This is a genomic window from Paenarthrobacter sp. CM16, assembly GCF_013179505.1.
In the GTDB taxonomy this organism is placed as follows: domain Bacteria; phylum Actinomycetota; class Actinomycetes; order Actinomycetales; family Micrococcaceae; genus Arthrobacter.
In genome coordinates this window covers 1-7,325 of sequence record NZ_JABMCX010000236.1, presented here as the reverse complement: position 1 = coordinate 7,325, position 7,325 = coordinate 1, and the positions used below count along the sequence as shown (strand labels likewise).

The 7,325-nt window shown below is 61.4% G+C and carries 7 protein-coding genes and 1 pseudogene; 3 read left to right on the top strand and 5 right to left on the bottom strand.

What is annotated here, in order from left to right; translation table 11 throughout:
• A pseudogene (locus HP499_RS17995) lies at positions 1-289 on the top strand (malate synthase A); the annotation flags it as partial.
• Between the two features lie 1,265 nt (positions 290-1,554).
• On the opposite strand, the gene HP499_RS17990 reads toward HP499_RS17995, so the two are convergent.
• The 5 genes from HP499_RS17990 to HP499_RS17970 all read right to left on the bottom strand — a co-directional run bounded on the left by HP499_RS17990 (position 1,555) and on the right by HP499_RS17970 (position 5,980).
• Positions 1,555-2,658 (bottom strand): alcohol dehydrogenase catalytic domain-containing protein, encoded by a 1,104-nt coding sequence (locus HP499_RS17990; RefSeq protein ID WP_172325559.1) that lies wholly within the window; start codon positions 2,656-2,658, stop codon positions 1,555-1,557.
• Positions 2,659-2,700: 42 nt separating this feature from the next.
• Complete coding sequence (locus HP499_RS17985) at positions 2,701-3,159, bottom strand: thioesterase family protein (RefSeq protein WP_172325558.1); 459 nt, start codon at positions 3,157-3,159, stop codon at positions 2,701-2,703.
• 99 nt (positions 3,160-3,258) lie between these two features.
• Positions 3,259-4,254 carry a nitronate monooxygenase family protein gene (locus HP499_RS17980; RefSeq protein WP_172325557.1) on the bottom strand — a complete coding sequence of 332 codons (996 nt, stop codon included), beginning with the start codon at positions 4,252-4,254 and terminating at the stop codon, positions 3,259-3,261.
• A 90-nt stretch (positions 4,255-4,344) separates the two neighbouring features.
• Positions 4,345-4,770 carry an aspartate 1-decarboxylase gene (panD, locus tag HP499_RS17975; RefSeq protein ID WP_172325556.1) on the bottom strand — a complete coding sequence of 142 codons (426 nt, stop codon included), beginning with the start codon at positions 4,768-4,770 and terminating at the stop codon, positions 4,345-4,347.
• Positions 4,771-4,942: 172 nt separating this feature from the next.
• Positions 4,943-5,980 (bottom strand): AraC family transcriptional regulator, encoded by a 1,038-nt coding sequence (locus HP499_RS17970; protein WP_172325555.1) that lies wholly within the window; start codon positions 5,978-5,980, stop codon positions 4,943-4,945.
• A gap of 261 nt (positions 5,981-6,241) precedes the next feature.
• On the opposite strand from HP499_RS17970, the gene HP499_RS25260 reads away from it, so the two are divergent.
• Positions 6,242-6,412 (top strand): hypothetical protein, encoded by a 171-nt coding sequence (locus tag HP499_RS25260; protein WP_253951673.1) that lies wholly within the window; start codon positions 6,242-6,244, stop codon positions 6,410-6,412.
• 411 nt (positions 6,413-6,823) lie between these two features.
• The gene (locus HP499_RS25255) at positions 6,824-7,255 is read left to right on the top strand and encodes a hypothetical protein (RefSeq protein ID WP_253951672.1); all 432 of its coding nucleotides are present in this window, start codon (positions 6,824-6,826) and stop codon (positions 7,253-7,255) included.
• The last annotated feature ends 70 nt before the right edge of the window (positions 7,256-7,325 follow it).

Below are 7,325 nucleotides of genomic sequence, written 5' to 3'. Positions count from 1 at the left end.
TGCCGCCACCGCCGAGATCTCCAGGTCCCAGCTCTGGCAGTGGATCCACTCCCACGCCATCACGGAGCAAGGCGACATCATCACCCGCGAATGGGTGGAGGACATGCTGGACGAGGAATACGCCCGCTTGGAACGCTTCGACGGAGACCGTTTCGCTGACGCCCGCGCCATCTTCGAGGAAGTCACCCTGGCCGAGGAATTCCCCACCTTCCTCACCATCCCCGCGTACGCCCGATTCCTCACCGAGGCCCGTGAAGAGGCCACGGAAGAGGAACTCGTCGCAGCCTAGGTCCAGTGACCTGAGGTAGCGACACCTATCAAGCCCCGACGCTGGGCTGCCTGCACTCTTCGCAACAAGTGACCCCGACCGCCGGGGAGGCAGCCCAGCAACGGCGACACCTTGGGTTTTTGAGCTGTTCGAAGCTCGACGCGTCGTCGGTCATGCCACGGAATCATTAGGTAGTCACCGAATTAGTGAAGAAGGAAATCCATGAACGAGGTTCACGATTGGAGCGGCTTGGAGGGACTTACCGTTCTGATCAAAAGGAGCGGCCACCGAGTGCGTTCCGGACACGTTGAGGCCGTTACGTCTGCGGGCGACATGTTGTGGTTGGAAGGGCATGGAGTCGAGCCTCGCATGCTCTTCCAAAAGGATGAGGGCTACGAAGTTTGGCATACCTCGGTTGAATCGGCCGGTGACCTGAATGGCACAACATTAGAATCCACCATAGTTCACGTCTGTTCGAACGAGGAGGGAGAGCGCTATATCCTATCGATTCCCATCGAGTGAAGTTCCCCACTGGGACCAGGTAAGGATGGCTGTCGCATGAGTGCATGTACCGACGAACTCGTTACCTACGCGCCAATAGTGCTGGCGGTATAGCGGGTCCAATCACTGATTCCGACTGCCAAGCCCAGGGCGGTATGCCCAGAAATCCCATACGAGGACAGCAAAAGCCCGGACTATGAGGGGTAACACCCGGTAGCGGCAAGAGAGCGGCGATCGTCGCGTCCAGACTGTTCCTGCGGTCCAGGGTCAGTCCTGCTGATTCGTAGGCCGCCTGCAGGCTGGGATCTGTCAAGCGCTTGCGGCCCAGCCAAATTTATGGGTCCGCGGACCGCACCCGGCCCCGGAGAAGACCGCGCCGCGCCGCAGCAAGAGTTTGGAAACCGGGTTCCTTGCCCGCATGAGATCAGCGCGGACGTCCTCGCGTGCACGCACAAGACTCCGGAGCTACTTCGTCTGCGCTGCCCGGAGCCCTCACGGGAAAGCCTGCGTCCAGAAACGCATAAGGCAACTGCCCCACATTCGAGTTCGGTGCCTTCGACCAACCCTTGGGTTTGTTGATTCACGCTGGTCATAGAGCGCCAAGACTTTGCGATGCCGGAAGTCAAAGCCATGGATGGACCCATATCCGGATGGGAGGGGTCCTTCCAGCAGCCCGTGTCGGATGTAGTCCTTGGGCCAGAACAGGTTCGGCGACCGCGTCCGCGTCGACGCGGACGGCGATACCGTCACCGTACTCTCACGGTCCCGGGTGAGAGGGCAATCCGTCAGAACACAATGATCTGCCGGACGGCCGTACGGTCCGCGAGTGCGTCCATAGCCTCATTGATCGAGTTCATTCCGATGTGCGCGCTGATCAGCTCCTCCACCGGGAGTTTGCCCTCGCGCCACCACTGGGCGAACAGCGGGATGTCTCGGGACGGCACAGCGGAGCCGAGGTAACTGCCGATGATGGTCTTCGCTTGGGCCACCAGCTGCAGCGGCGAGATCGACGAGCGCGCGTCGGGAGCGGGCAAGCCAACGGTTACGACGCGTCCGCCTGGAGCGGTCATTTCCACAGCCGTCTCAAATGCCCGGGCGTTGCCGGCGGCCTCGATCACGACGTCGGCGCGCACTCTGCGTTCTAGTACCTCTTGCGGTGTGTAGGTCTCAGCGGCACCTAGCTTCCGCGCCAGCTCCAGCTTCGCGCTCATCGCGTCCACCCCGATTACTGTCACACCCTCCTGGGCCAGGCCAGTCATTAGCGCGGCCATGCCCACGCCGCCCAGCCCCACCACGGCCATGGTTTGACCTGGCTTCGGCCGGCCGGCGTTGATGACGGCGCCGCCGCCGGTAAGCACAGCACACCCCAACACGGCCGCAATGTCCGGCGGAACGTCGTCGTCCACTCGGGTCACGGAGCGGTGGTCCACCACGGCATGCGTGGCGAACCCGGATACACCCAGGTGGTGCTGGATGGGTTTGCCGTCCCGCTCCAGCCGCCGTCCGCCGCCGAGCAGTTCCCCGACCTCATTGGACGCGCTGCCCTTGCTGCACGGCATGACGCCATTGGTGGCGCAGGCCGCGCATTCGCCGCAACGCGGCAGGAAGGCCAGCACCACCCGGTCGCCCACTTTCACGTTCCCGACGGCGGCCCCCACCTTCTCCACCCGGCCCGCGGCCTCGTGGCCGAGGAGCATGGGGACGGGCCGGACGCGGTTGCCGTCTACCACCGAAAGGTCGGAGTGACATACCCCGGCGGCCTCCACCCTCAGCAGGAGTTCGCTCGGACCGGGATCGGCCAGCTCTAGCTCGGAGATCGTGATGGGCTTCGAGGCCGCGTAGGGCCGCGCCGCTCCAATGGTTTCCAGCACTGCGCCGCGGATCTTCATGGGGCACCTTTCAGGTCGTCGGATCGTGTTGTCAATCGGCGGTCAGCGCGCGATGCTCTCCAGTAAAGTGCGGATCGCGACCGGGATTGGACAGGACTTGCGGGTGGCTGGGTCCACATAGACATGCACCCACCGCCCCACGGCCGCAACCGGCGCCGACTCGTCGCCCGTGAAAAGACCCAGTCTGTAGGTCACTGACGACCGACCGAGCCGTGTCACGGTGATCCCTACCCTGGCAGGATCCGGAAAATGGACCTCGCGGAAATAGGAGCAGGCGGACTCAGCTACCAGCGGCAGTGCGGGGGAGGCCGCGGGCTGGATCCCCGTTCCCTCGATGACCCACCGGTTGATGGCACTATCGAAGAGTTGGTAGTAGACCGCATTGTTCAGGTGCCCGAAGATGTCAACGTCCGACCACCGAGTATCCATTTGGAGCAGGACCGGGAAATCCCCGGCCACAAGTTCTTTGTCCCGCGTGGTCTCGGCATGCTGTTCTGTCATGGCATTCTCTCGGTCAGCGGCCAGTCGATGGCTTGGTAGGCGGTTGGGTTTGGTCAGGAAGCTCTCCACGTTCAGAAACCCTTCTCAGCGGTCTGCTGCTTAGAGCACAGGCTCGGGACGTGTGTCGACCGTTGGAACAAGCCTTTCCAGGATGATATTTCGGGCATCCTTCAGGATGGTATCCACCACCTCTTGGCAACTGGCTACTTCATGGATCAGGCCTTGAGACTGCCCTGCCCACCACAAGCCGTCTTCCATGTTGCCTTTCAGCAAGACTTCTTCACGGCCCCTTCGGCCGGATGCCAGATGGGCGATGTCTTCGAAGGACTTACCCTCCTCCTGGGAGATCCTGAGGATTTCTTCTGATACGGAGTTACGCGCGACGCGGGCGCTGTTGTGGAATTCACGGAAGACAATGAGTGTGTCTCGCTCACTATTCGCCACAATCTGGCTCTTGACGTTCTCATGTACGGGCGCTTCATGTGTGGCGATGAACCTTGTGCCCATGTTGATTGCAGAGGCTCCGAGTGCCAAGGCCGCCACAAGTCCGGCCCCATTGGCGAAGCCACCGCTGGCAATGATGGGGATATTCAGGTGCCGAGCTGCTGCGGGGATTAGCACAAGGCCCGGGATGTCGTCGTCTCCGGGGTGACCTGCGCATTCAAACCCGTCGATGCTGATCGCGTCGACTCCCAGCCTCTGCGCTTTCAACGCATGCCGGACTGCCACGGCTTTGTGAATGACCTTAACGCCGGCGGCTTTGAAGTCCGGCATGTGAGGCTCGGGGCTGCTACCGGCCGTTTCGACGACCTTGATCCCCGACTCAACGATCGCCTGGCGGTATTCGTCATAGGGCACCGGGTTGATCGTGGGCAGAATTGTAAGGTTGACGCCGAACGGCTTATCCGTCATGTTCCGGCATCGCTGGATCTCTTTGGCCAACAACTCGGGGGTGGGCTGAGTTAGCGCGGTCAGGAATCCAAGGGCTCCTGCGTTGGCCACGGCCGAAATAAGCTCGGCTGAACCGACGCCCGTCATACCGCCGCAGACTATGGGGTGTTCGATGCCGAACAGTTCGGTGAACCTAGTCTTCATTATTTCTCCTGACACTTATACGTGCATTCATCGACAGCTGTCTTATTCCCGCGTCACGGGTGTGCGCAGGTCGTCCTGAACTCTTGCCTGCTAATGCTGGGCGCCTTGAAGGGCGAACGGGGGCCGCAAGAGACCGGGGGTGATGCTTTCGGCGGGATCGTTGCCGATCTGGACCGGGCGGTTGGTCTGATCAACATGGACTATCCGCGGCTCATAGGTCTGGGATTCTTCGTTGCTCATCTGGGCGTAAGTGATGAGGATGACCGTGTCGTGTACGTGCACGAGATGCGCGGCCGGGCCGTTGATGCCGATCACGCCGGAACCCCGTTCGCCTGCGATGGTGTATGTCTCTAGACGCGCGCCATTGGTCACGTCGACGATCGCCACGAGTTCGCCGGGCAGGATATCGGCGGCTTCAAGCAGGTCGAGGTCAACAGTGACTGAGCCTACGTAGTGCAGATCTGCGTGAGTAACGGTGGCACGGTGGATTTTGGACTTGAACATTGATCGATTCATATGAATATTTCCACGCTCCGAGTTCAGTGAGTCGCGCCCGACAGAACAGAAGTCGGCGTAGGGCAAGCCGATGTGCCTTCAGGCTGCCGAGGTCCAATCTGCACGGCATAGTCTCCCCTTCTGGCTTTGCGGGCACACGAGTAACGACACGCGTCAGCCCTTCGCCAGGCAGTCAGGACGCCTCCCCCAACGTCGACGCCACAAGCACGTCGTGGTCGATGGCCAAGGGGATCGTCCCACCCGTGTCACTGGCGTAGTTCTGGCGGTACTCGCCGGCCGAGAGGCCGAAGACCTCGCGAAATTCCCGGCCGAGGTGGCTCGCGTCGTAATAGTTCCAACGGTGCGCGATCCTGGCGATCGTCAGGTTGGTGTTGAGCAGGTCCTGCCGCACTGCCGCGAGCCTTTGCGCGCGGACCACCGACCTCATAGTGTCACCGGTTAATGCGAAGGCTCGGTGGATGGTCCGGGTCGAGACCCGGTTTTCGGCCGCCAGATCCTCAAGTCGGATGGGGCCATCCTGCAGTCGTTCGCCGATGGAACGATCGAGTCGCGCCCGCAGTGCGGGAAGAGCGGACTGTTCACTGACGCACACGCCGTCCGACCGGACGATGCCCGCGACCAATGCGATCAGCGCTGTCCGGGCCGCCTCGCGTTCACCGGCTGCCATCTCGGGCAATCCGGTCCAAACCTGATCCAGGAAGCTGTGAAAAAGGTTGACCAAGGGACGATCTGGCCCCAGGGCGAGACCTCGGGGAATTCTGAGACCGCTGCCTGCGGCCAAGAGTGCGGAGCGAGGAATGACCAGTGTGCGCTTGCGAAATCTATGAGGCACGTTGAAGCTGCCGCGGCGCGAGGCGCCGCCACCCATGATGAGAAGGGTCCCTCGACCGACGACCGTGTCGTAGTCGCCGTACGACAAGCGCTCCTCTCCAAGGTATCCCGCCATCACGAAGACCACGTCCTGGTCGGACACATCTTGCAAAGAGCTACGCTGCACGTAACCGTCCATGGGTGGACAGTCCCAGTCAGTCATCACCAGGTCGGCCAGGTCGGCCGACTGCACTCTACCGACCCCGCAGTCGTCTGGGCTGAGCCGGATCCGCATGGGACTCAGCCGCTCGCGCATGGCCCTCTCCCACAGGTCCTCGCGCTCTTCCAAGCGCTGCCGTCCAGGAGTCTGGTCGGCGGTATACAGCGTCGTTACTGTCATAGCCACTCCCTGTTCCTGTGTTACCCGCACCAGCCTCCACAGAGTTCGTGTCGACTCTCTACCTGATGGCGATATGCGGGTTCGGGCACGTCATTGTTGGAACCCGTTGGAATATAATTGAAGTCGACCTCAACATCAATGTCAATACCTCGACGAGACTCATGAATAGTGCTCGCGAAACGGGGTGCATGCCTCATTTGAGAAATGCTCGCGAAATCACGGGCCACGGCGGGCACGGCGGTGACGATGAGGGAGCTGTCGATGGCAACGCGTAGGGAAATCACGAAGAAGTACGCATCCGATTATGGGAAGTCGTCGAAGAACGCCAAGGGATTGGTTCTGGACGAACTGGTCGCAGTCACGGGCTGGTCCAGAGCCAATGCCCGGCGGGCGCTTTCCACAGCGCGCAAGCGCAAGGTCCTGCGAGGGTGACGGTACGGAAGCCTCGGGGACGAACCTATGGCTATGACACGCTTAAAGTACTGATCGGTGTGTGGCGGCTGGCAGGGATGCCCTCGGGCAAATATTTGGCCGCGCCATGGACCTGTGGTTACCCAAGCTCGAAGCGTTTGGTGAACTCGACGCCAAGAGACTGACACCGGCTGTCAGAGTGCAGTTGATGCAGGTCTCCGAGGCCACGATCGACCGGCTCCTCAAACCCACCAAGGACGCGGACAAACCCAAAGGGCTCTCCGCGACGAAGGCCGGGCCAAGCTGCCGATCACGGTCCGTAAGGCCGGCGACGAGCACGAACAGCTCCCCGGTTTCATCGAGGCGGACCTGGTCGTCCATTGCGGCCCCACCCTGACTGGGGAATTCGCACGAACCCTGACCGCCAAGGACGTGTTCACCGGCTGGACCGAGAACGTGGCCGTCCAAAACGGGGCGCACGTCTGGGTCCTTGCGGCCATGGATGAAGTCGTGGCAGGACTACCGTTTCCCTTGGTGGGGCTCGATACCGACAACGGCGGGGAATTCATCAACTACGCCATGATCGAGTGGGCCGGGAAGAAGGACATCTACTTCACCCGCGCACGGCCATATAAATCCAACGACAATGCTCACGTCGAGCAGAAAAACGGTGACGTCGTGCGCCGGCACGCCTTCCATTACCGGTACCTCAACCTCTTTACCGCGACCACCAAAACCATCGGCTGGCGCTCAAACAAACACGGCAAAAAGACCCGGATCTATGACAAACCACGGACCCCATACCACCGCGTCATCGACTCCGGGATCCTCACCGAGGCCAAAGCGACCGAACTTCCGAACTAATGGAGACCATCAACCCGGCCGAACTCACCCGCGGCATCACCAGAATCCAAACCCAGCTCATCGCCCTCCC

Coding starts and splice junctions, on each gene's coding strand:
- HP499_RS17990 (WP_172325559.1), bottom strand. CDS start 2,658: ATGAAGATCCGCGGCGCAGTGCTGGAAACCATTGGAGCGGCGCGGCCC.
- HP499_RS17985 (WP_172325558.1), bottom strand. CDS start 3,159: ATGACAGAACAGCATGCCGAGACCACGCGGGACAAAGAACTTGTGGCC.
- HP499_RS17980 (WP_172325557.1), bottom strand. CDS start 4,254: ATGAAGACTAGGTTCACCGAACTGTTCGGCATCGAACACCCCATAGTC.
- panD (WP_172325556.1), bottom strand. CDS start 4,770: ATGAATCGATCAATGTTCAAGTCCAAAATCCACCGTGCCACCGTTACT.
- HP499_RS17970 (WP_172325555.1), bottom strand. CDS start 5,980: ATGACAGTAACGACGCTGTATACCGCCGACCAGACTCCTGGACGGCAG.
- HP499_RS25260 (WP_253951673.1), top strand. CDS start 6,242: ATGGCAACGCGTAGGGAAATCACGAAGAAGTACGCATCCGATTATGGG.